Source organism: Mycolicibacterium sarraceniae (assembly GCF_010731875.1).
Taxonomy (GTDB): Bacteria; Actinomycetota; Actinomycetes; order Mycobacteriales; family Mycobacteriaceae; genus Mycobacterium; species Mycobacterium sarraceniae.
Map to the genome: position 1 here is coordinate 3,785,624 of NZ_AP022595.1, position 18,963 is coordinate 3,804,586.

Sequence of the window (18,963 nt, forward strand, 5' to 3'; positions counted from 1 at the left end):
AGTGGTGCTGGGAGAGAGAAAAGTTCGTCGTATCGTCCTGCTGACCCTCGGTTGGGAGGAATTGCCCAAGTCGGTGTCGGTATATGGGTCGCCACCGGAGCTGCGGATGCGCGAACCGGTCCCCGGCGTGCTGCTGCAGACCGACGGCGGCTGGGTGCTGCTCGACACCGGGTTCAACACCGCGCTGATCCGAGATCCGGCGCTGTACCGACGGTTCTTCCCGACCGTCGAGTACATCCCGGTGCTCCCAGGGCCCGGTGAGCCTATCGAGGAGTCGCTGCACGATATCGGCATCGACGTCGACGACATCCACCTCGTGGCGCTGTCGCATCTGCATCACGATCATGCCGGCGGCGTCAAGCTGTTCGCCGGCAAGGTACCGGTGCATGCGCAGCGCCGCGAGCTGGAGTACGGTCTGTCGAATCATCCTGAGCCAGAACGGAATGCAATCGTTCGGTTCGATTTCGACGATCCGCGGATTGACTGGGTGCTTGCCGACGGTGAAGCCGAGATCGCACCCGGTATCACCGCGGTACCGACCTACGGTCACACCCCGGGGCACCAAAGCTTCGTCGTTGAACTCGACTCCAGTGTCGGCGGCGGCGGCTTCGTGTTCGCCTTCGACGCCGCCGACCTGACCGAGAACATCGAGCACGAACTGCCGATCGGCGGGTTCATCGATGTCGACCCGGCCGAGACAGTCGAACCGATCCGGCGGCTGAAGAAGCTGGCCGCCGAGTCGGGGTACGAGCTGGTTCCCGGCCACGACCCGCACGTGTGGCCGGAGCTGACCCAGCGGCTCGACGAGCGGTTCGGTCCGGTGCTGCCGCGGTGAGCGGACCGGCTGTCGAGCACGTCATTCGGGCCCGCCGCGCAGTGATCGACGGTGTGATCCACTCGGCCGCAATTGGCTTGGCGGAGGGTGTGATTCGGGTGATCGACACTGTCGATGCCGACCTGGGTTGCGCCGCGCAGACGGTGTTAGAACCTAACGTCGTGTTGATGCCCGGGCTGGTGGACACCCATGTGCACATCGACGATCCTGGCACCGACTGGGAGGGTTTCGCCACCGCGACCGTGGCGGCGCTGGAGGTCAAACGAGCCGCGGCCGCCGGGGCGTGCCGGGTCGACACCGGATTCTGGGGCGGAATCGTGCCCGACAACCTCGAATCGTTCGGCGAACTGGCCACTGCTGGGGTACTGGGGTTCAAGTGCCTTCTGTCCGAGTCGGGGAACCCGAACTTTCCGCCACTCGATGTGGCGGATTTCCGTGCCGCGATGGCCGTTGTCGCCGAGCTGGGTTCGGTGCTGCTGGTGCACGCCGAGAGCGCTCGCGTCCTGGCGGGCTGCCGACCACCGGGGGGCCGAGCCTACGGTGACTTTCTGCGGTCGCGCCCCGACACCGCTGAGCGGGACGCCGTGCAAATCGTGCTCGACGCCGTCGCCGACAGCGGTGCGCGGGCCCACATCGTGCATGTCTCCAGTTCCACCGTGCTGCCGTTGGTCGCCGAGGCCAAACGGGCCGGGCTGCCCGTCACCGCTGAAACCTGCCCGCACTACCTGACTTTCGCCGCCGAGAGCATCCCCGACGGCGGCACTGTGTTCGCGGCCTGCCCGCCCATCCGGGGCGAGGACAACCGTGTCCTGCTGTGGGCGGCCCTTGCCGACCACACCCTGGACATGGTGGTCTCCGACCACTCACCGTGCGCTCCGCAACACAAGGACCTGCAGGGTGGCGATTTCGGCCGTGCGTTCGGTGGTGTCAGCTCGCTGCAGATCGCGTTGCCCGCGTTGTGGACCGAGGCGGTGCGGGGTGGCTTCGGGCTGCCCGAAGTATACCGGTGGATGGCGCAGGAGCCCGCTGAGTTGGCCGGCCTGATCGACCGTGGTGTGATCGCACCAGGCGCACGCGCCGACTTCTGCGTGTTCGATCCTGACGCGGAGTGGGTGGTGCGCGGTGGCGACCTGCACCATCGCCATCCGGTCACACCGTATGAGGGTGCACAGCTGACCGGTGCGGTGCGCCAGACATGGCGCGGCGGCCGGGTGACCGATGAGGGCAGCCGCGGCGCTCTGCTCGGCGCGGGAATCCCGGAGCCGGCATGAAGATCCTCGTGCTCAATCCCAACACGTCGCCGACGATGAGCGCTGAAATCGATGCCGCTGCCCGTTCTGCGGCCGATCTGGGAACCCAAATCACCACCACCCAGCCGAGTTTCGATGCCGACGCGGTGGTGCAGGACGGTGCCGACGTGATCTGCCTGGGCTGCGCGGGCATGGCCGGGGTGACCGCTGCGATCACGCACGCACCGGGGCCGGGCAACCCGTGCACACACTGGCCACTAGCGAAAGCGCTGCGACTATGACGATCGAAGGTCTTGATCTGGCCTGCCGCGCGGTGGGCGGCAGCGTCGTGGCTGCCAGTGACGAATCGTTTGGGTTCAAGGAACGGCTCATCGACTGTGCGGAGCCCCATTTCGTCCCCGGGACGTTCGACCTTCGTGGTGAGGTGGTCGACGGCTGGGAGACCCGTCGGCATGCGCCGCAGGGGGACTGGGCCATCATCGGGCTCGGTGTTCCCGGCCGGTTGCACACCGTCGACGTCGACACCCGTTTCTTCACCGGCAATCATCCGACCGGTGCCACGCTGTACGGGGCCACGCTGGCCGGTTCCGACGACCCGTGTGGCGCCGGCGTCCAGTGGCAGGCGCTGGCCCTACCGACAGCCCTGAAGGGCGATGCGCACAACCCGATCGCGGTCACCGATCGGCGCCGCTACACCCACCTCAAGGTGGTGCTCGCCTCCGATGGCGGAGTGGCCAGGCTGCGGGCGTACGGCGAGCCGGTGCCCGATCCGGCGCTGTGGTCCGGCATCACCGTCGAGGTGTCCGGAGCCGAGCAAGGCGGGCGCCTGGAACACTGCAGCGACATGTTCTACTCCGACGCCCGCGCCCTGATCTCGGCCGACCGGCCGCACAGCATGGGGGCGGGCTGGGAGGCCCGGCGCCGGCGGGACATCGGCCCAGACACCCACGACGCGGTGACGATCTCGTTCCTGATCCCGGCCGATCTGGACCGCGTCGAAATCGACACCTCGTATTTCGTCTTCAATGCGTCGCGCGAGGTCCCGGGTCCGGGCATTGGGCCGGCCCACCGAGGCGGGACTGGCCCAGCTCCGCGACCGGTGGGAGGCAGCACTGTGACGCCGATTATCGCGCAGTGCGCCGGCCTGTGGCGACGCACATTGTTGATCGAGGCTGACGGCTCCCGCGATACCGGGACCGATGTCGTGTGGCTGCAAGGCCTTTCGTTATTCGTCGATCTACGTGGTCCGGGCGAGGGTTTCGCGGGCCAGCTCGATCAACGGCTCGATGTCTTCGAATGGCACCGGCTGGTCGATCTGAAGCCGGCCGGGCCACCCGACGCGGGGCGGATGAGCTGGGCCGGTAAGACTCTCGTGGAGGTAGGCGTACACGCCGACTACACCGAGCATTGGGAACGCGAGCCGGGACCCGCTGAACCGGTATGGGGACTGCTGGTCTGCGCACCCGATGACGGGGCTGGCGTGCTGGTGCGGGTGGGCGACCGGTTCGGCTGGGCTTACCAGCGAGCTGGCATCGCGGACGTCGCACTGGGTACCGTCACCGGAAGTGCCTGGCGGATTGAGGTTTCCGCTGATCCATCTCGGGTGGGGACCTCGGTGAACCCGCGACTGGAATCCGGACAACTACGAGTCGACGACGATATCGACTGGGAGATCAACGAAAGCGAAGGATGCGTGACACTGTGACTGCGGCATTCCAATCGGTACCCGTCATCGACATCAGCGGGCTGCGGTCGGCCGACTACGGCGAGCGTGAGCGGGTAGCAGCAGAACTCGGCACCGCCGCCCGCGAGGTCGGGTTCTTCTACGTGGCCGGTACCGCTGTCAGCGACGAACTGTTCGAGCGCCTGCTGGCCGCGACGAAAGACTTCTTCGCCCTGCCAATGGAGGAGAAGATGAAGTCCTACATCGGGTTGTCCACCTGCCACCGCGGCTATGTACCGGTGGGTGAAGAGGGGCTCTACGGAGAGCCGGCCGCCGATCTCAAGGAGGCATTCGACACCGCACTGGATCTTCCCGCGGACGACCCCGACCATCTGGCCGGCAATCCGATGCTCGGGCCCAATATCTGGCCCGACATTACCGGGTTCGCCGACACAGTCACCGAGTATTACCAGGCGGTGCTGGGTGTCGGGCAGGATCTGTTGTGGGCCTTTGCGGTAGCGCTGGGCGAGGATCCCGACATGTTCACCCGGCATACCACCAAGGCACCGAGTCAGCTCCGGCTGATCTACTACCCGTACAACCCGGACGCCAAGGACGCGCAGGGCATCGGAGCGCATACCGACTACGAATGCTTCACCCTGCTCAAACCGACCGCCCCGGGGCTGGAAGTACTCAACGGTGCCGGCGAGTGGATCGACGTCCCGCCGATACCGGGCACATTCGTCGTCAACGTCGGCGACCTGCTGGAGCTGTGGACCAACGGCGCGTTCGTCGCCACGTCGCACCGTGTCCGCAAGGTCGCTGAGGAGCGCTACTCATTCCCGCTGTTCTTCAATGTCGACTACCACACGGTGGTGCAGCCACTACCCCAATTCGCCGACGGGCCCACCCGGGCGGCGCTGGTCGCCGGAGAGCATCTGTTCGCCCAGACCGCACAGACTTTCGCCTACCTGAGGTCGAGGTTGGCCAGTGGCGAACTGGTGCTGCCGGAGGGGTCGTTGGAGGTCGGCACGTTCGGTCAGCAGGCAGCGCCGAACGTGCGACCTATTGTCGAAATCTCGCCCACAACCATCGATAACCCGCACGCTCGGCGAGATTCGCCCTAGCGCAGGCGCCGCGTCGGCCGGGTCTCGATCGCGTCGATGGTCAGCGCTCGCCGGACGAGTAGCCAGCCCGAGTCGCTCCGCGCGTACTCGTCGTGGTAGCGCAGGTACCACATCAGGTCGACGATGCCCTCGTCTCGGCGGCTCCAGTGATGTGCGGTTGCCGCTATACGGCCTTGTGCAAGCTCAGGATTCGAGCCGCCGGTGTAGACCTCTGAGTCGATCGCGTGGTGTGTGCGCCCGACGTTGATCGCCGCTGCCAGCGCAGCCGCGAGAGCATCCCGCCCCTGATGGCGGCCGACCGGTGTCAGTACATCCGGTGGTGCCGGGAGCACCAGTTCGCCGTCACCGACGAACAACCCGACCACCGTCTCAACATCCCGATCGTCCACGGCGGCCGCGTAGCGGTGTACCAGATCCGTCAACGCCAACCGGTCCGGCACGCAAAGGTTCACGGCTGCGACCCGAGTCGCTGCGCGCATGCCGACAGCGTGTCCTTGGCCTCGTCGATATCGGGGACCGCCGGCATCGCCAGTACCAGCCGCCGCGCCCCAACCTCGGCCAGGCGGCCCGCTCGGCGCGCCCCGTCGGGGTTGTCGGCCCACAGCTCCCGCAGCCGCCCGCTGGAGAGCGTGTCGATGGTCGCGGCCCGTTCGGCCAGCACCACCGGATGGTGATTGGGCAATACCAGCACTCCGATAGCTAGCCCCAATGTCGTGGTCTGGGCGGCTAGGAACGCCACCAGATCCAGCGGATCGGGTACCGGGCACTGGGGGGTCAACTCGACTCGCCCGGACGGTTCGTGGGGATACACGCTGGTGTACTGCGTCACCAGCACCGTGTGCTCGACCGCGACGGGAGCGACGACGGCGAACATCACGTCGTGAGGCTAACCCGCTGGCCCCGGGGCGCCTTCGCTGAGTCCCGTCTGATGAGCGATCAACCGATCCAGGAAAACCACCTATCCCTTGAGCGGTTTGCACCGCGCCTGCGCGACCGGGAACCAGCCCACCCGATCCAGTTCGGGGTACCGTCAGCACCTTCCCGCTCGGCTGCTTGACCGCGTCGAAGGCGAGGCGCGGTAGTTACGGCACCGCTACTCCGGGCGCGGCACGGTGGCGGCGTGCAGCGCTGCCGCCAAGGCCTGGGCCCGGGGATCGGTCAACACGTCCTCCAGCAGCAGCGGTGCGCCGTCGGGCCCGGTCAGCGGGACCCGCCAGTTCGGGTATTCGTTGGTGGTGCCGGGTTGGTTCTGGGTGCGCCGATCGCCGACGGCATCGGTCAGCGCCAGTGCCAGTAACCGCGACGGGGTTCGCGCCAAATACCGGTACAGGCCCAGGATCACCTGCTCCTCATCTGGATCGGCGCCGAGCAGACCGACCCGGCGCAGCTCGGCCAGCCACGCTGCTTGCTCGGCTCGGTCGTCGGCCAGCTCATCCTCGGCCGGGCGGGTGAGCAGGCCCAGCTCGTCACGCAGACGCACGTGTTCACCGGCCAGGTAGCCAGGCGTCGGTGGCAAGTCATGGGTGGTCACCGAGGACAGGCACAATTCGCGCCAGCGCTCGGCGTGCAACGGACCGCGGTCGCCGTCGTTATCCCGTTCGAACCACAAGATCGACGTGCCCAACAGGCCCCGCGCGCGGAGGTAATCGCGCACCCACGGCTCCACGGTGCCCAGATCCTCACCGACGACGACCGCACCGGCCCGATAGGCCTCCAGCGCGACGATCCCGATCATCGCGTCGTGGTTGTAACGCACGTAGGTGCCCTTGGTCGGTGACGCCCCCGCGGGAATCCACCACAGCCGGAACAATCCGATGATGTGGTCGATCCGCACCCCGCCCGCATGCCGCAGAATTGTCTGGATCAACGCCCGAAAGGGCTGGTAGCCAAGCTCTTCGAGTTGATCGGGACGCCACGGCGGCTGCGACCAGTTCTGACCCAGTTGATTGAACTCGTCGGGCGGCGCACCGGCAGCCACCCCGAGCGCAAGCACATCCTGCAACGCCCAGGCATCGGCGCCGTCGGGATGCACACCGACGGCCAGATCGGCCATGATGCCCAGCGCCATCCCGGTGCGCACCGCCTGAGACTGGGTGGCGGCGAGTTGATCGTCGAGTTGCCACTGCAACCAGCGGTGGAAGTCGACACCCGCGCTGTGTCGCTCGGCGAACTCGAGCACTTCGGGGCTGCCCGGGTGCCGCAGCGACTTCGGCCACTCGTGCCAGTTGCCGCCGTATTTCTCGGCCAGCGCCGACCAGGTGGCAAAATCGTCGAGGGCGCGCCCTTCCCGCTCCTTGAATGCCTCGAAGGCAAGCTGACGGCCCGCGGACCGGGGAACCCGGTAAATCTCTTTCAGCGCAATGCGTTTGGCGGACCAGGAGGTATCTCGGTCGATGGTGTCGGCCTTGCGGGCGCGCGCCTGTACCGCGGCGCGCAGTTTCCACACCCGGCCGCGTTTGGGCAGAAACGCGAATTCGGGGACGTGCTCAACCCGCAGATACAGCGGATTGGTGAATCGCCGCGACGTCGGCAGGTAGGGGGAGGGCTCCATCGGCTGCGTGGGGGCGGCCGCGTGCAGCGGGTTGACCAACACGTAGCCGGCTCCGTGTCGAGCCCCGGCCCAGACCGCCAGATCGGCCAGATCGCCGAGATCGCCAACCCCCCAGGAGTTCTTCGACCGCACGCTGTAGAGCTGGGTGGCCAGCCCCCAGGTGCGGCGGCCGTCGAGCTGCGGCGGCAGCCCCAGCCAGGCCGGCGTGATGATCAGCGGCGTGCTGCAGTCCTGACCGCCGGAGCGCAGGTGCACCTCGTGATAGCCCAGCGGTAGATCCGCGGGCAGCACGAAGGTCGCCTCGCCCACCACCCGCCCGTCCAGATCGAACGGCGGTGTCCAGTTGTCGGCCTGCCGCACCCCGGTGCGGACCGCGCCGTCCTCGAGCCGAACCCAGACGTGGGCGGGGTCGCCGTGGCTGACATGCGCCCAGAACGATGTTTCGGTGCCGGCGGTGCCGATGATGCTCGGCGGCAGTGACCGTGACCAGTACCGGGTGTCGGAGGCCGAAAGTGCAGCTGCGCGACCCTCTTCGGTGCTCGCCTCGATACCGAGCGCGGCCAGGACACCCACCAGCGTGGCCTCGTCGACCCCGACCAGCCGTCCTGTCCAGTCGTGATATTCGGTGGCCACCCCGAACCGGTGGGCCAGTTCGGACAGCGACGAGTCAGTCATGGCTGCCATCTTGCTTGGTTACCCGTAACCTCGCCTCACGTGGGCACCCCCGAACTCGACGTGTGCCACCGTCGAGCACGGGTCGCGACGGCGGCACTGTTCCTGACCAACGGTGCGCTGTTCGCCAACCTGCTGCCGCGCTACCCGGAAATCAAGGCCGGCCTTGCACTGTCCAACACGGCCTTCGGGCTGGCCGTTGCCGCGTTCTCGGCGGGCGCGCTGCTGACCGGTCCCACCGCGGCGGCACTGATACGCCGCTACCGCTCCTCGGTGGTCGCGGTTGCCTGCAGCGTGCTGATCGCGCTCTTCGCCCTCGCTGCCGGGCTGGCACCGACCGGGGTGACGCTGGCGGCGGCGCTGTTTTGCGCCGGCGCGGCCGATTCGGTGGCCGACGTCGCCCAGAACGTGCACGGGCTGCGGCTGCAACGTGCCTACGGCCGGTCGATCATCAACTCGCTACACGCGGTCTGGTCGTCGGGGGCGGTCCTGGGCGGCCTGATCGGCGCGGGCGCAATCTATTTCGGCGTTCCCCGTTCGGTGCAGTCGGGCGCGTCCGGTGTGCTGTTCAGCGCGGTCTGCCTGATCGCATACCGCTTCCTGCTACCCGGCGCCGACCACCACGAACCGGCGCACCACGAGTCGTCGGCTGCGGACCGATCGGGCCGCGGCGTCTACCTCCCGCTGGCGGCTCTGGTGATCGTCGCGATTGCCGGCGCCGCCATCGAGGACGGCGGCAGCTCGTGGGCCACGCTGTATCTGCACGACTCGCTGTCGGCGCCGGCCGCGATTGCCGCGTTCGGTTACGTCGCCGTGGTCGGTTTCCAATTCATCGGCCGCGCACTGGGCGATCGGATGGTCGACCGGTGGGGGCAGGCCGCGGTGGCCAGAGCCGGCGGGCTGACCGTCGCGCTGGGGATGGGCATCGCACTGGCCTTTCCGAGCGTTCCCGGCACCATCGCCGGGTTCGCGGCCGCCGGATTCGGCTCGGCTACCTTGGTTCCGGGCGCGATGCACGCCGCTGACGAGCTTCCGGGCCTGCGCCCCGGCGCCGGGTTGACGGTGTTGACCTGGTTGATGCGCGTGGGGTTCCTGGGCTCGCCCATCCTCGTGGGCGCGATCGCCGATGCGGTGTCGCTACGCGTCGGGCTGCTCAGCGTCGTCGTCGCCGGGCTGGTGGCAGTGGCGCTGGCGCGGACGCTCAGCCCACGGAACCGGTCAGCTCGATCGTGAGCACACCGGCGATGATCAGCCCGATACCGGCCATCATCACCCACGTCAACGGCTCCTTGAGGAGCGCCCGCGCGATCACCGCGATCAGTGCCACACCGGCCGCCGACCAGACGCCGTAGGCGACACCGACCGGCATGCCCAGCGACAGCGTGACCGAGAGCAGCGTGAACGACACCAGGTAGCCGATCGCCACCGGCGCGATCCAGATCTTCTTGCGGAATCCGTCGGTGGCTCGCAACGACAGCGTCGCGCACACTTCGACGAGGATCGCGCCTGCCAGCGTCAGCCACATCACGGCGATGTCTCCTGGTCTCGCGAGCCGAGTTCGACCAAGAGCACCCCGGCAATGATCAACCCGATGCCGATGACGATCGGCATGGTGAACGGGTCACCGAAGATCACCGCGGCCAACACCGCCGTCGCCGCGGTTCCCAGCGCACCCCAGACGCCGTAGGCCACCCCGATGGGCATGCCGGCCCGCAGGACGAGTGCGAGGAAGTAGAACGAGGCGAGATAGCCGATTACTACGACGACCAACCACAACCGGTGATCCTGGGATGCCCGTAGCGATAACGTGGCGGTGACCTCAACGCAGATGGCGCACAACAGCAGCGCCCATTTCCGCATGCCAAGCACCTCCATCGGCTATCAGCCTGGTCAGGATAGCCGGGTGGGAGATTGTGGTCTCCGTCGTACCTCCGGCCCGGGGTGAGCGGGGTGACGGGGCAGTGGCCGTTACTCGTCGGTAGCGTGGACGGAATGACAACGGAAGCGAACATTCGGCAGGTCGCCGACCGGCCGGTCGTCGCGACCGGCTACGGCCCGGTCCGCGGCACCGACGACGGCCGGGTCAGGACGTGGAAGGGCATTCGCTACGCCGCGGCGCCGGTCGGGGATCTGCGCTGGCGTGCGCCGGTGCCACCGGAGCCGTCGACCGAGGTCACCGAGGCGATGGAATTCGGGCCGGTGAGCCCCCAGCCGCGCAGCCCGATCCCGATGGGCCTGGGCACCCGCGCCGATGAAGATTGTCTGTTCCTCAACGTGTGGGCACCGTCTGATGTCCAGGCGGGTGCGCCCAAACCGGTGATGGTCTGGGTGCACGGCGGCGCCTACATCTTCGGCTCCGGCAGCCAACCGCTCTACGACGGCTCGGTGCTGGCCGCCGATTCCGACGTCGTCGTCGTCACCATCAACTACCGGCTGGGTGCCCTCGGCTTCATCGAGCTGTCATCGGCAGGGTTTGACAGCAATATCGCCCTGCGCGACGTGCTGGCGGCTCTGCGTTGGGTGCAGGCCAACATCGCGGGCTTTGGCGGTGATCCAGACCGGGTGACGCTGTTCGGCGAGTCCGCCGGCGCCGGTATCGTCACGACGCTGCTGGCCGTGCCGGAGGCCGCCGGGCTGTTTTCCCGCGCCATCGCCCAGAGTTCGCCCGCCACATCGATCTATGACAGCAGCCGGGCGGGCGCGGTGGCCCAGATGCTGCTCGACCGGCTCGGCATGACCGCCGCCGAGGCCCACCGGGCGCCCGTGCAGGCGCTGATCGACGCTTCCATGGACGTCTTCGACCACGTCCCGACCGCCACGCCGGGACGGCTGGCGTTCGCACCGACCGTCGACGGCGATCTCGTCCCCGACTATCCGGTGACGCTGGCCCGCGCCGGCAAGACGCACCCGGTGCCGCTGTTGATCGGCACCAACAAAGACGAGGCGGCGCTGTTCCGGTTCATGCGCTCACCGCTGATGCCCATCGCGCCTAAAACCATTCGCACGATGTTCGACGAGATCGCCAACGATCAGCCGGGCCTGCAACTGCCCACCGCCGAACAGATCGGCACGGCCTACCCGGCCCGGCTGGCCCGCACCCGCAGCCTCGGCGTGGCCAGCGATATGGGCTTCCGGATGCCCTCGGTGTGGTTCGCCGAAGGGCACGGTGCGACGGCCCCGGTCTACCTGTACCGATTCGATTGGGCAACACCGGTTTTCAAGGCAATCCGGCTTGGCGCCGCGCATGCCACCGAGTTGATCTACGTCTGGGGCAACCTGGTGTCCGGCTCCCGCGACGTCACCTTCAAACTCGGTGGGCTCAAGACCGGCGAAGCGTTGTCCGAACGCATGCGGGCCCGCTGGAGCGCGTTCGCGGCGACCGGTGACCCCAACGTGCCACTGGGCCAACCGCAGTGGGCGCCGTACCGCAGCGACGACCGCGCCACCCTGGTCATCGACCGGGACGACCGGGTAGTCGACGACCTGGATCGCCAGATCCGGAAGGCCTGGGGTGATGAGGTGCTCAGCTTCCGCTGATCCGGCCTCTTGACGCGGTGTCTAACCCACGACATGCGCGCGGCCACCCGCTGGCGTGATCGCCTCGGATGCATCTGCGGCCCGCCGGCTGGGCACCCACCGCCGCCGCGCCATCCACTACGGTTGCCACCATCTAGTCAGCATTGGTGCCGTCACCGAGGATGGAGCCCATGGAGGTCAAAGAAGTCCTGCTGCCCGGTGTCGGGCTGCGCTACGAGTTCGACAACGCCGACGGTAACCGCATCGGCGTGATCGCCCGTCGGAGCGGTGATTTCGAAGTCGTCCTCTACGGCGCCGCCGACCCCGATCAGGCCCGCCCGGTATTCCGGCTGACCGATGAGGAAGCTGACGCGCTGGCCCAGATCCTGGGCGCCCCGCGGCTAGTGGAACGTTTCGCCGACCTCACCAAGGAAGTGCCCGGCCTGGGTGCCGGCCAGGTGGAGATCGTGGCGACCTCGCCGTTTGTGAACCGCCCGCTGGGTGATACCAAGGCTCGCACCCGGACCGGCGCGTCGATTGTGGCGATCGTGCGCGACGAGGAGGTGCTGGCCTCGCCCGGACCCGCTGACGTGCTGCACGCCGACGACGTCCTCGTGGTGATCGGCACCGAATACGGCATCTCCGGCGTCCGGCGCATCGTCGACCAAGGCTGAGCTCGTGGCTGTGTCGGTGGCGCTTCTATTGGAGCTCGGCGTCATCCTCACGGTCCTGACCATCCTGGGCACCATCGCCCGTAAGTTCGCGCTCTCACCGATCCCGCTGTATCTGCTGGCCGGGCTGGCCCTGGGCACCGGCGGTATCGCGCCCGTTCCGGCGGCGGGACAATTCGTGTCCACCGGCGCCTCGATCGGCGTCGTGCTGCTGCTGCTCACCCTGGGCCTGGAATTCTCGATCGGCGAGTTTGCCTCGAGCATGCGACGCCATCTGCCGTCCGCCGCAGTCGACGTGGTGCTCAATGCCACCCCGGGTGCGATCGCCGGCTGGCTGCTCGGCCTGAACTTCGTCGGCATCATCGCGATGGCCGGTATCACCTTCATCTCCTCGTCCGGAGTGATCGCACGGGTGCTCAACGATCTACGCCGGCTGGGTAACCGGGAAACGCCGGCTGTGCTGTCGGTGCTGGTGCTCGAGGATTTCGCGATGGCGGCTTACCTGCCGATGCTGGCCGTGCTGGCCGCCGGTGGCACCTGGTGGGAGGCGCTGTTGTGGATGGCCGTCGCGGTCGTCGCGCTGGGCGCGGCGTTCGTGGCCTCCTACCGCTGGGGCCATCACGTCGGACGGCTGATCGCGCACCCGGACGACGAGCAGCTGCTGCTACGCATCCTGGGGCTGACGCTGATCGTGGCCGCGCTGGCCGAACATCTGCACGCCTCGGCGGCGGTGGGGGCGTTCCTGGTCGGGCTGACGCTGACGGGGGAGACCGCCGAACGGGCCCGCGCCGTGCTGACACCGCTGCGCGACCTGTTCGCCGCGGTGTTCTTTCTGGCGATCGGATTGTCGGTGGACCCCAAGGATCTGGTGCCGATGCTGCCGGCGGCGTGCCTGCTGGCCGCAGTCACCGCGGTCACCAAGGTGGCGACCGGCGTGTACGCCGCCCGTCGCGACGGCGTGGCCCGACCGGGCCAGCTGCGCGCCGGCACCGCGCTGATCGCCCGCGGCGAGTTCTCCCTGGTGATCATCGGACTGGCCGGCACATCGGTCGCCGCGATCGGATCCATCGCCACGCCGTACGTATTCGTGTTGGCCACCGTCGGGCCCATGCTGGCGAGATTCGCCAAGTAGCACGCCCGGCCATGGCACCATGCGAGGGTGCAGACCGTATTCGATCGCCGCGTCGACCCCGACCTGATCACCCGGGCCCTGCGGTCCGCGTCATTCGGATCGATGTGGCTGGATATGCCCCGGCCCGACTATCCGAAGCTGTCCGGCGGTCTGAGCTGCGACCTGCTGGTGGTCGGCGGCGGCTACGCCGGCCTGTGGAGCGCCCTGCACGCCATCGAACGCAACCCCGGCGCACGGGTCGTGCTGATCGAGGCCGAACGGGTCGGTTGGGCGGCGTCGGGACGCAACGGCGGTTTCGTCGAGGCCAGCATCACCCACGGTGCGGCGAACGGAAAATCCCGCTGGCCAACCGAATTCGACCGGCTGGAGAAGCTCGGGCGGGCCAACCTCGACGGGATGCAAGCCGATATCGCCAAGCACGCCATGGCCGTGGACTGGGAACGCTCCGGGATGCTGACCGTGGCGACCGAACCGCATCAGATCGAGTGGCTGCGCGAAGGCGCCGACGATGGCGACGGGCAGTTCCTTGACAAGGCGGCGGTGCGCGCCGAGGTCGACTCGCCGACCTATGAGGCCGGACTGTTCGCGGCCGACACCTGCGCGATCGTTCACCCGGCGCGGCTGGTCTTCGAGCTCGCGCGCGCCTGCGCGCACGCGGGCGTACAGATCTTCGAACACACCGCGGCGGTGGCGGTGGACCGGCAGCGCAACGGTGTCGCGGTGCACACCCGCACCGGGGTGATCGAGGCCGACCAGGTTGTGCTGGCCACCAACGTCTTTCCCAGCCTGCTCAAGCGCAACCGGCTGCACACCATTCCGGTGTACGACTACGTGCTGGCCACCGAACCGCTGACACAGGATCAGCTAGACCGCATCGGCTGGCGCTCGCGGCAGGGGATCGGCGACAGCGCCAATCAGTTCCACTACTACCGCCTCTCGGCGGACAACCGGATCGTCTGGGGCGGTTACGACGCCCTCTACCACTTCGGCCGTCGGGTCGACCCGACCTATGAGGACCGGCCGGAGACCTATCGCCGGCTGGCCGCGCACTTCTTCATAACATTCCCCCAACTCGAAGACGTCCGGTTCAGCCATCGGTGGGCCGGCGCGATCGACACCAACACCCGGTTCTGCGCGCACTGGGGAATGGCCGGGCGCGGCCGGATCGCCTATGTCAACGGATTCACCGGCTTGGGCGTCGGTGCGGCCCGGTTCGCCGCCGATGTCTGTCTCGATCTGCTGGATGGACATCCCACCGAGCGCACCGAGCTGGAAATGGTGAACCGCAAACCGCTGCCGTTCCCGCCCGAACCGGCGGCCAGCATCGGTATTCAGGCCACTCGCTGGTCGCTCAACCAGGCAGATCACCACGCGGGTAAACGCAATGTTTTCCTGCGCACCCTCGACCGGCTAGGCCTGGGGTTCGACTCCTAACTCCCCGCGACGGGATTACATCAACGACACGCCGGGTAGGTGTTCGTTCGTTGGTAACGATTTGAAATCGGCGCCGATACACAGTCGAGATACTTTTGCGGCGCGTCCTTGACGTTCCGCCGACCGATCGGGGTGTACGGTGTCGCGTTTTTCTCGGAGACCTGTCCTCGCCACCGCTGCGGCTGTTGCAGTGTCGGCGACCTTGGCGCCGCTGGCCCAGGCCACGCCCGGCGTGGTGGTCTCACCCGGCATGGAGATTCGCCAGGCCAGCAACGTCTGCACGCTCGGCTATGTCGACCCGGCGGCACGGATCGCGTACTCGGCCGGCCATTGCCGGGCCGACGGTCCCGTGACCGATCGCGACGGCCGTGTGATCGGTGTCGTGTCGACATCCCAGGACAACACCCCCGACGGCGCTATCGTCCGCACCGACCAGGTGATCTCCGATTACGAGACGATCGCCCTGGCTCCCGACGTCAACATCAACAACATTCTGCCCGGCGGCCGCCAGCTGGTAGCCGAGGCCGCCCCGGCCATGACGCAGGGCCAACCGGTCTGCCACTTCGGGGTTGTCACCGGCGAAAGCTGCGGCTCGATCGAGCGGGTCAACAACGGCTGGTTCACCATGGAGAACGGCGTGGTGAGTCAGAAGGGAGACTCCGGCGGCCCGGTGTACATGCCGGTCGGCAATAACAAGGCAGTGATCATCGGGCTGTTTAACAGCACGTGGGGCACCTTCCCGGCGGCGGTGTCCTGGGTGGCGACCAGCCAGCAGGCCAGCGCGGACAGCGGCGTGGTCAACGTTGCCGCGGCCCAGGAAGCCAACGGGCACTAGGGCGCGAGCGCGAACACCGGGATGGCCGGGGCCGCGGCGCGCAGCTGATCGGCGCTCGAAGCCGGCGTGAGGCCGGCGATGTGCCCCTTGACCTCCCAGTACCACGTATCCAGGTAGCGCTTGAGCAGTGCCGGCTTGTCATCGTCGGCGACCTCGGTGAGCGCAACCGGGGCGTGTCGCCAGCGCGGCCCGAGCTCGACGGCGCCGGCCGCGCGCGCATTGCGCGCCCACTGGGTGTTCCCACGCGGTGACACCAGGTAGTCGGTCCCTTCGACCCGCATGACGTTGACGACCACGCTGTGCAGGGCACCGGATGTGCGGCCGCGCACGCGTAGCGCGCGAGAGCCGGCGATGCTGATCCCCATCTCGGCGAGGCGGCGAATGACGCTATTGACGGCACGGGCAGCGACGTTCGGGCGGTCGTAGTGCTGGTTCATGGTCTCCATCCGTTCAGTTAGAGAGCAATGCTCTTTTTTGAGAATGCCAGCCATCCGGAACAAAATCAAGAGCAGTGATCTTGGATGTGCCAGACTCGGCGGATGGGGAAACGGGAGGAAACGCGGCAACGCATCGAGGCCCAGATCGTCGAACTGGGTCGACGGCAGCTGGCCACCGTCGGCGCCGCCGGTCTGTCGGTGCGCGCGATCGCCCGCGAGCTGGGCATGGTGTCCTCCGCGGTGTATCGATACGTCGCCAGCCGCGACGCCCTGCTGACCCTGCTGCTGATCGATGCGTACTCCGACCTGGCCGACACGGTCGGGCAGGCGCGGGTCGGCAGCGACAGCGGCTGGCGAGCCGATGTCGCGACGATCGCCCACGCGATGCGGCAGTGGGCGACCGAACAGCCGGCTGACTGGGCCTTGCTCTACGGCACCCCGGTGCCCGGCTATCGTGCCCCCGCCGAACTGACCACGGGACCGGGCACCCGGGTGATCGGGATGCTGTTCGACGCGGTGGCCTCCGGGGTCATCACCGGAGATATTGCGCTGACCGAACATCATGTCGCACAACCGATGTCAGCCGATCTGGTCCGAGTGCGAGACGAGTTCGGCTTTCCCGGCGACGACTCCCTGGTGATCCGGTGCACCGCGGTATGGGCATTGCTCATCGGCGCGATCAGCCTGGAGGTCTTCGGCCAGTACGGCTATGACACCTTCACCGATACGAGCGAATTGTTCGACGAACAGATCCGAATTGCGCTCGACCTGCTGACTGCGGTGCCGCAGAACTCAGACATGTCCTAGTTATGTGTCACAGAACTAGAACACGTTCTAGCCACACCGGCAGGCCGGGGATATCCTCAAACCGATGACAAGCCAGACACCTGTCCAGATCGCTTGGGTGACCCGCGATCTGGACGCCACCGAAGCGGCGTTGACAACGCTGCTCGGGGCCAGGAAATGGATACGAATGCCCGACGTACATTTCGGCCCTGAGACGTGCGTGCATCGCGGCGTCCCTGCCGACCACCACGCCGATATCTCGCTGAGCTACGCCGGCGATACTCAGCTGGAACTGATCGCGCCGACCCGTGGCGAGAGTGTCTACAGCGAGTTCCTTGCCGAAAACGGCCCCGGCCTGCACCACATCTGCGTCGAGGTCGCCGACCCGGACGCCCTCGAGGCAGCGCTGGCGACCGCCGCAGCGACGGCCCCGGTCCTCGCCCGCGGCGAGATGCCGGGCGGAATGTTGTTCGCCTACCTGGCCGCGCCCGCGGCCGGCGTCCCCTACTTCGAGATCGCGTACGTCCCCGACACGATCCGCGCGTTCTACGACTATGTGAAACAGGAGCAGCAATGAGTGGCCTGGACATCCCCACGACGGTCGACGTCTCAACGGTGGCTGAGTGGTCCGATGACGTCGATGTCGTGGTGATCGGCTTCGGGATCGGCGGCGGCTGTGCGGCCGTCAGTGCCGCGGCCGCGGGTGCGCGGGTTCTGGTGCTCGAGCGCGCGGCCGTCGCCGGCGGGACCACCTCGATGGCCGGTGGACACTTCTACCTCGGCGGCGGCACCGCCGTGCAGCAGGCCACCGGCCACAGCGACAGCGTCGAGGAGATGTATAAGTACCTCGTCGCGGTGTCCCGCGAGCCCGAGCTCGACAAGATCCGTGCGTACTGCGAGGGCAGCGTCGAGCACTTCAACTGGCTCGAGGAGCTCGGGGTCGCTTTCGAGCGCACCTATTACCCGGAAAAGGCGATCATCCAACCCAATACCGAGGGTCTGATGTTCACCGGCAACGAAAAGGTGTGGCCGTACAAGAACATGGCGGTGCCGGCCCCGCGCGGGCACAAGGTCCCGGTGCCCGGTGACACCCAGGGCGCGGCGATGGTGATCGATCTGTTGCTCAAGCGGGCTGCCGAACTGGGTGTGCAGATCCGCTACGAAACGGGCGCAACCAATCTCGTCGTCGACAACGACTCGGTCGTCGGCGTGTCGTGGAAATGCTTCAACGAGGCGGGGTCGATCCGGGCCAAGTCGGTGGTGATCGCCGCGGGCGGGTTCGTGATGAATCCCGAGATGGTCGCCAAATTCACGCCGAAGCTGGCCGAGAAGCCGTTCGTGCTGGGCAACACCTACGACGACGGGCTGGGCATCCGGCTCGGCGAGTCGGTGGGTGGGGCCACCAAGCACATGGATCAGGTGTTCATCACCGCGCCGGTCTACCCGCCCTCGATCCTGCTGACAGGGATCATCGTCAACAAGTTCGGCAAGCGGTTCGTCACCGAGGACGGCTATCACTCCCGTACGTCGGGCTACGTGATGGACCAGCCCGACAGCGCGGCATTCCTGATCGTCGACGAAGCTCACATGCAGCGCCCGGAGATCCCGCTGATCACCTTCATCGACGGCTGGGAGACCGTCGAAGAGATGGAAGCCGCACTCGGCATCCCCACCGGCAACCTCGTCGAGACACTGAACAACTACAACGAGCACGCCGCAAACGGTGAGGATCCGGAGTTCCACAAGCAGCCGGAATTCCTTGCGCCGCAAGACAAGGGGCCGTGGGGTGCCTTCGACCTGACGCTGGGCAAGGCGATGTATTCCGGTTTCACCGTCGGCGGCCTTGCCACCAATATCAACGGCGAGGTGCTGCGCGCTGACGGCAGCGTGATCCACGGTCTGTACGCGGCTGGTGCCTGCGCATCCAATATCGCCCAGGACGGCAAGGGCTATGCCAGCGGCACCCAACTGGGGGAGGGCTCGTTCTTCGGGCGGCGTGCCGGGGCGCATGCAGCCGGGACCGCGGCGGGCTGAGCGCCAGGGCGCAGACGCAT

The 18,963-nt window shown here is 67.5% G+C and carries 19 protein-coding genes and 1 pseudogene; 14 read left to right on the top strand and 6 right to left on the bottom strand.

Features of this window, described 5'->3' with window-relative positions:
* The first annotated feature begins 1 nt into the window (after window position 1).
* Genes G6N13_RS18905 through G6N13_RS18925 form a run of 5 tightly spaced genes read left to right on the top strand, consistent with a single transcriptional unit; the run spans window position 2 to window position 4,875 of the window.
* A complete protein-coding gene (locus G6N13_RS18905; RefSeq protein WP_163699427.1) occupies window positions 2-835 on the top strand; it encodes an N-acyl homoserine lactonase family protein in 834 nt (277 codons plus the stop codon).
* Window positions 832-2,106, top strand: coding sequence for an amidohydrolase family protein (locus G6N13_RS18910; RefSeq protein ID WP_163699429.1), 1,275 nt, complete (start codon window positions 832-834; stop codon window positions 2,104-2,106). The genes G6N13_RS18905 and G6N13_RS18910 overlap by 4 nt, the downstream gene beginning before the upstream one ends.
* Window positions 2,103-2,366: a hypothetical protein gene (locus G6N13_RS18915; RefSeq protein WP_163699431.1), complete on the top strand. Its 264-nt coding sequence runs from the start codon at window positions 2,103-2,105 to the stop codon at window positions 2,364-2,366. The genes G6N13_RS18910 and G6N13_RS18915 overlap by 4 nt, the downstream gene beginning before the upstream one ends.
* Entirely contained in the window at window positions 2,363-3,790 is a 1,428-nt protein-coding gene (locus G6N13_RS25375; RefSeq protein WP_235677822.1) for a hypothetical protein, read from the top strand. The genes G6N13_RS18915 and G6N13_RS25375 overlap by 4 nt, the downstream gene beginning before the upstream one ends.
* A complete protein-coding gene (locus G6N13_RS18925; RefSeq protein ID WP_163699433.1) occupies window positions 3,775-4,875 on the top strand; it encodes an isopenicillin N synthase family dioxygenase in 1,101 nt (366 codons plus the stop codon). Before G6N13_RS25375 ends, G6N13_RS18925 begins: the two co-directional genes overlap by 16 nt.
* On the opposite strand, the gene G6N13_RS18930 is transcribed toward G6N13_RS18925, so the two are convergent.
* The 3 genes and pseudogenes from G6N13_RS18930 to malQ form a co-directional block, all read right to left on the bottom strand.
* On the bottom strand, window positions 4,872-5,327 hold the full coding sequence (locus G6N13_RS18930) for a nuclear transport factor 2 family protein (RefSeq protein ID WP_407663941.1): 456 nt from the start codon (window positions 5,325-5,327) through the stop codon (window positions 4,872-4,874). The two genes, G6N13_RS18925 and G6N13_RS18930, sit on opposite strands and share 4 nt — an antisense overlap.
* A pseudogene (locus tag G6N13_RS18935) lies at window positions 5,324-5,728 on the bottom strand (LLM class flavin-dependent oxidoreductase); the annotation flags it as partial. The gene G6N13_RS18930 and the pseudogene G6N13_RS18935, both read right to left, overlap by 4 nt.
* Window positions 5,729-5,968: 240 nt before the next feature.
* A complete protein-coding gene (gene malQ, locus G6N13_RS18945; RefSeq protein ID WP_163699437.1) occupies window positions 5,969-8,101 on the bottom strand; it encodes a 4-alpha-glucanotransferase in 2,133 nt (710 codons plus the stop codon).
* Between the two features lie 39 nt (window positions 8,102-8,140).
* Here malQ and G6N13_RS18950 point away from each other — a divergent pair, with 39 nt between their 5' ends.
* The gene (locus tag G6N13_RS18950) at window positions 8,141-9,331 is read left to right on the top strand and encodes an MFS transporter (protein ID WP_163699439.1); all 1,191 of its coding nucleotides are present in this window, start codon (window positions 8,141-8,143) and stop codon (window positions 9,329-9,331) included.
* Here G6N13_RS18950 and G6N13_RS18955 read toward each other — a convergent pair.
* Entirely contained in the window at window positions 9,300-9,623 is a 324-nt protein-coding gene (locus G6N13_RS18955; protein WP_163699441.1) for a DMT family transporter, read from the bottom strand. The genes G6N13_RS18950 and G6N13_RS18955 overlap by 32 nt on opposite strands.
* Entirely contained in the window at window positions 9,623-9,958 is a 336-nt protein-coding gene (locus tag G6N13_RS18960) for a DMT family transporter (protein WP_163699443.1), read from the bottom strand. Before G6N13_RS18960 ends, G6N13_RS18955 begins: the two co-directional genes overlap by 1 nt.
* A gap of 132 nt (window positions 9,959-10,090) precedes the next feature.
* On the opposite strand from G6N13_RS18960, the gene G6N13_RS18965 reads away from it, so the two are divergent.
* From G6N13_RS18965 to G6N13_RS18985, 5 genes are all read left to right on the top strand, one after another.
* The gene (locus G6N13_RS18965) at window positions 10,091-11,635 is read left to right on the top strand and encodes a carboxylesterase/lipase family protein (RefSeq protein ID WP_163699445.1); all 1,545 of its coding nucleotides are present in this window, start codon (window positions 10,091-10,093) and stop codon (window positions 11,633-11,635) included.
* A 170-nt stretch (window positions 11,636-11,805) separates the two neighbouring features.
* A complete protein-coding gene (locus tag G6N13_RS18970; protein WP_163699446.1) occupies window positions 11,806-12,288 on the top strand; it encodes a cation:proton antiporter regulatory subunit in 483 nt (160 codons plus the stop codon).
* Between the two features lie 4 nt (window positions 12,289-12,292).
* Window positions 12,293-13,417 (top strand): cation:proton antiporter, encoded by a 1,125-nt coding sequence (locus G6N13_RS18975; RefSeq protein ID WP_163699448.1) that lies wholly within the window; start codon window positions 12,293-12,295, stop codon window positions 13,415-13,417.
* 27 nt (window positions 13,418-13,444) lie between these two features.
* Window positions 13,445-14,851: an NAD(P)/FAD-dependent oxidoreductase gene (locus tag G6N13_RS18980; RefSeq protein ID WP_163699451.1), complete on the top strand. Its 1,407-nt coding sequence runs from the start codon at window positions 13,445-13,447 to the stop codon at window positions 14,849-14,851.
* 139 nt (window positions 14,852-14,990) lie between these two features.
* Window positions 14,991-15,686, top strand: a complete 696-nt coding sequence (locus G6N13_RS18985; RefSeq protein WP_163699453.1) for an Rv1815 family serine proteinase — start codon at window positions 14,991-14,993, stop codon at window positions 15,684-15,686.
* On the opposite strand, the gene G6N13_RS18990 is transcribed toward G6N13_RS18985, so the two are convergent.
* Window positions 15,683-16,123 carry a nitroreductase/quinone reductase family protein gene (locus G6N13_RS18990; protein WP_163702307.1) on the bottom strand — a complete coding sequence of 147 codons (441 nt, stop codon included), beginning with the start codon at window positions 16,121-16,123 and terminating at the stop codon, window positions 15,683-15,685. The two genes, G6N13_RS18985 and G6N13_RS18990, sit on opposite strands and share 4 nt — an antisense overlap.
* Window positions 16,124-16,225: 102 nt before the next feature.
* On the opposite strand from G6N13_RS18990, the gene G6N13_RS18995 reads away from it, so the two are divergent.
* The 3 genes from G6N13_RS18995 to G6N13_RS19005 all read left to right on the top strand — a co-directional run bounded on the left by G6N13_RS18995 (window position 16,226) and on the right by G6N13_RS19005 (window position 18,943).
* Window positions 16,226-16,930 (top strand): TetR/AcrR family transcriptional regulator, encoded by a 705-nt coding sequence (locus G6N13_RS18995; RefSeq protein WP_179965018.1) that lies wholly within the window; start codon window positions 16,226-16,228, stop codon window positions 16,928-16,930.
* A gap of 64 nt (window positions 16,931-16,994) precedes the next feature.
* Window positions 16,995-17,486 carry a VOC family protein gene (locus tag G6N13_RS19000; protein WP_163699458.1) on the top strand — a complete coding sequence of 164 codons (492 nt, stop codon included), beginning with the start codon at window positions 16,995-16,997 and terminating at the stop codon, window positions 17,484-17,486.
* The gene (locus tag G6N13_RS19005; protein ID WP_163699459.1) at window positions 17,483-18,943 is read left to right on the top strand and encodes an FAD-binding protein; all 1,461 of its coding nucleotides are present in this window, start codon (window positions 17,483-17,485) and stop codon (window positions 18,941-18,943) included. Before G6N13_RS19000 ends, G6N13_RS19005 begins: the two co-directional genes overlap by 4 nt.
* Window positions 18,944-18,963 lie beyond the last annotated feature (20 nt).

Coding starts and splice junctions, on each gene's coding strand:
- G6N13_RS18915 (WP_163699431.1), top strand. CDS start 2,103: ATGAAGATCCTCGTGCTCAATCCCAACACGTCGCCGACGATGAGCGCT.
- G6N13_RS25375 (WP_235677822.1), top strand. CDS start 2,363: ATGACGATCGAAGGTCTTGATCTGGCCTGCCGCGCGGTGGGCGGCAGC.
- G6N13_RS18925 (WP_163699433.1), top strand. CDS start 3,775: ATGCGTGACACTGTGACTGCGGCATTCCAATCGGTACCCGTCATCGAC.
- malQ (WP_163699437.1), bottom strand. CDS start 8,101: ATGACTGACTCGTCGCTGTCCGAACTGGCCCACCGGTTCGGGGTGGCC.
- G6N13_RS18955 (WP_163699441.1), bottom strand. CDS start 9,623: ATGTGGCTGACGCTGGCAGGCGCGATCCTCGTCGAAGTGTGCGCGACG.
- G6N13_RS18960 (WP_163699443.1), bottom strand. CDS start 9,958: ATGCGGAAATGGGCGCTGCTGTTGTGCGCCATCTGCGTTGAGGTCACC.
- G6N13_RS18965 (WP_163699445.1), top strand. CDS start 10,091: ATGACAACGGAAGCGAACATTCGGCAGGTCGCCGACCGGCCGGTCGTC.
- G6N13_RS18970 (WP_163699446.1), top strand. CDS start 11,806: ATGGAGGTCAAAGAAGTCCTGCTGCCCGGTGTCGGGCTGCGCTACGAG.
- G6N13_RS18990 (WP_163702307.1), bottom strand. CDS start 16,123: ATGAACCAGCACTACGACCGCCCGAACGTCGCTGCCCGTGCCGTCAAT.
- G6N13_RS18995 (WP_179965018.1), top strand. CDS start 16,226: ATGGGGAAACGGGAGGAAACGCGGCAACGCATCGAGGCCCAGATCGTC.
- G6N13_RS19000 (WP_163699458.1), top strand. CDS start 16,995: ATGACAAGCCAGACACCTGTCCAGATCGCTTGGGTGACCCGCGATCTG.
- G6N13_RS19005 (WP_163699459.1), top strand. CDS start 17,483: ATGAGTGGCCTGGACATCCCCACGACGGTCGACGTCTCAACGGTGGCT.